The sequence below is a fragment of the uncultured Campylobacter sp. genome (assembly GCF_937997465.1).
In the GTDB taxonomy this organism is placed as follows: Bacteria; Campylobacterota; Campylobacteria; order Campylobacterales; family Campylobacteraceae; genus Campylobacter_A.
In genome coordinates, this window is record NZ_CALKTQ010000307.1 from 1 (window position 1) to 2,842 (window position 2,842).

Genomic DNA, 2,842 nt, shown 5'->3' on the forward strand with positions numbered 1-2,842 from the left:
GATTACCCTCAAAGTCTTCAGCTAAGTTTGCAAGCTCCCTTGCGCGCTCCTTGGTCATCTGCAGGTAACAATCGGCAGCCGTTACGGCATAAAGCGTACCCATAGGCGGCACAAACGGGCACTTGGCCTCTTTATAGGCCACCCATTTACGCTGGATGTCTTTTAGCTTCTTTTTATTTTCGTCGTTTAGCACGCTCATGGCTTTTTTGTAATTTTGGTTTAGGAGTTTATCTTGGATAGCAAATTCTGCATCTATGCACTGAATCATGCCTGCAGTCGAGCTATCTTTTTGCATGCACTCATCTACGCGCGCTTGCGATTCATCAAATTCCTCTTCCGAAGTTTCCTCGATGCTTGACGCAGGTTTTGCTTTGATCGCAAGATCTTGCGCTCCGAAAACCAAACTCGCCGCAAGAGCAGCAAAAATAAATTTTTTAAGCATATTTTCTCCTTTAAATTTGATGAAGATTATCGCCTAAAACGGCTAAATAAACAATAAAATTTAAATTTATAAGTAAATTCGGATTTTGAAATTTGAAAGAAAATGCGTAAATTTAAAAAACCCAAAGCCCGCAGGCCTTGGGTTTAAGGGTTTTATTTAAAATTTAGGTTCTTAACGTCTTCGTCGGCTTTTTTCATAGCTTCGGTAGGCGCTACGCCGATAGGATATTTATGTCCTAAAGAAGCAGGCGCAGGAACCGGAGTAGCCTCTTGAGTTAGCTTGATGCTGATGCCGTAAGGCGCAAGCTCGTTAACTAGCTCGGTTTGTCCTTGGCGAGCAAATTCTTTACATTGACCTAGGATCCTAGCCGACTCTTCGTCTCCATGGAAGCCGTAGCTGTTTTCGCTAAATGCGAAGTCCCAGCGGATGTGAGTTTTGCGGTGCAAGTAAAGAGTCTTTTCAAGAGCCTTACTGATAGCTTCTTTTCTCTCTTTTTCATCGGCGATCGAAGCAAATTTCTCGTGCTTAGCTAGCTCGGCTCTAGCCGTTTTTATGTCTTGAATCAAAGAAAGTAGCGCATTTTCGCAGTTTCTTAGCTCGTAAGCGTGGCGATTTTGTACGAATGAAATTCTATCTTTTAGCACTTGTTCGCTTTGCGGGTGGCAAGTTTTGCAAGCCGCGTTTATATCGGCAAGCGGAGTTAAAATTTCATGCTCGGTGATCTTTTGAGCTCCGGCGCGTTTATACGGCATGTGGCAGTCTGCGCACGTTACGCCGCTTCTTCCGTGGATACCGGTTGAGCTTAGCTCAGACTCCGAGTGCTGCATCTTGATAATTTTAGCGCCGGTATCTTTATGGATGTAGTCAAATTTAAATCCGTCCTCTTTGGCTAACTGATCGTCGTAATACTGGTCGAAATTTTCGATCTTAAACGGCTGGTCCTTTTTCCAGAAAGTCCAAGGGAAAGTTAGGGTTTGGTCTTTACCGAAATAATACTCGACGTGGCACTGCATACAAACATAGTTTCTCATCTCCGCTCTAGTAGCTTTTATGCCGCTTTTAGCGTCAGCTTCGTATCCGCGTCCTACCATCGCATTTACAAATCCCGGTCTTGTTACTCTTAGGCTCATATCGTCCGGGTGGTGGCAGTCCGCACAGGTGCTGCCTAGATGCGACCCGTGGATACTCTCGCCGTGTTTAGCCGCGATTTTTTTCATGACGTCAAAATACGGAATAGAGTTCATCTTCGTCCAAGCCGCTTTTCTCTTCTGACCTTCTTCTTTTGGCATTACGTCAAAGAAAGGCATAGGTAAGCTAGCTGCCGGGGTCGGATCTTCGGTTAGTTTGTAGTCTGGATCTAGCTGAAGTGCGGTTAGATAGCCGGTGTGGCAGTTTACGCAAGCGCCCGGTTGGCCTTTAAACGCTGGAAGTCCGTGAGAGTTTAAAAACTCCTTGTCGTTTCTTTTGGTCTCGATCTGATCTATCTGCGAATAGTAGTGGGTTCGCGGTTTGCTGTAATCCACGCCGAACGCATAGCCGTTCCAAAACACCGTAGCCGCAGGCCAGCGAATAATCTTGCTATAAGGTAAATCTCCGCCGAAAGCCGTTTCTACAAATTCGCTTCCTTTTGGATTTGCGTCGCTTTTATGCTCCATTTTTTTGTAAGCATCGAGCTGATTTGGGAAATTTGCGCCCCATTTTTCAAAATCAGGCTCAAGTTCGCTTACTTTATTGAGCATTAGCGGATACATCTTTTCTTCGGCTTTTTTAGCGCCGATATCCGTAAAAAGCGCGAACATAGCCGCACCGAGTACGACAGCCACTAAGAAAGTAGCTACATACAACACTTTGTTTTTCATTTTATCCTCCTGTTAAATTTTAAAAGTTATGCGCGTGTCCCGCTTCGCGGTGGCAAGATACGCATCTTAAAGGCTCGCTAGAATTGCCTTGATGCTCTTTGAGATTTTTATCAAACGGTTTTGCCGCTCCTATAGCGCGCGGATCGATAACGTTTGAGACGTACTCTTTATGGCAGTCCATGCAGTTTTCCTGAACTCTTTTTGTTTTTTCGTTTGCGGTAAATGCGTAAGGATTGTCTTTAAAAGTAACGGCATACGCGTGTCCTAGGCCGCTTTGAGCCTTCATGATCCAATATCCTATAAAATCATGCGGCAAATGGCAGTCGTTACAGGTCGCAACGTTTTGGTGTCCGCCTCTTGACCAGCTTTCGTAGACTTGATTCATCACGTGACAGTTTTTACAGGCTGCGGGATCCGGACTAAAGTATGAAAATCCCTTAGCATAGTAAAAAGTGTATAGTCCGTGACCGATAACCACTCCAAACGATAGCAACAAAAGAATGACCCAGATGGATGCTTTTTTCTTCGTGTTTTCCATGAC

General features: G+C 44.8%; 3 protein-coding genes. All 3 read right to left on the reverse strand.

Features of this window, described 5'->3' with window-relative positions; all coding sequences use genetic code 11:
• Nucleotides 1–442, reverse strand: a 442-nt coding sequence (locus Q0546_RS10505; protein WP_298792840.1) for a lysozyme inhibitor LprI family protein, incomplete at its 3' end; no start/stop codon positions are given.
• Between the two features lie 152 nt (nucleotides 443–594).
• Complete coding sequence (locus Q0546_RS10510) at nucleotides 595–2,301, reverse strand: ammonia-forming cytochrome c nitrite reductase subunit c552 (protein ID WP_298792842.1); 1,707 nt, start codon at nucleotides 2,299–2,301, stop codon at nucleotides 595–597.
• Nucleotides 2,302–2,320: 19 nt separating this feature from the next.
• Nucleotides 2,321–2,842 (reverse strand): cytochrome c nitrite reductase small subunit (gene nrfH / locus Q0546_RS10515; protein ID WP_366519264.1); only part of this gene is annotated, 522 nt, incomplete at its 5' end.

Bases quoted from the DNA above. Each gene is read 5' to 3' on its own strand.
- Q0546_RS10510 (WP_298792842.1), bottom strand. From the start codon at position 2,301: ATGAAAAACAAAGTGTTGTATGTAGCTACTTTCTTAGTGGCTGTCGTA.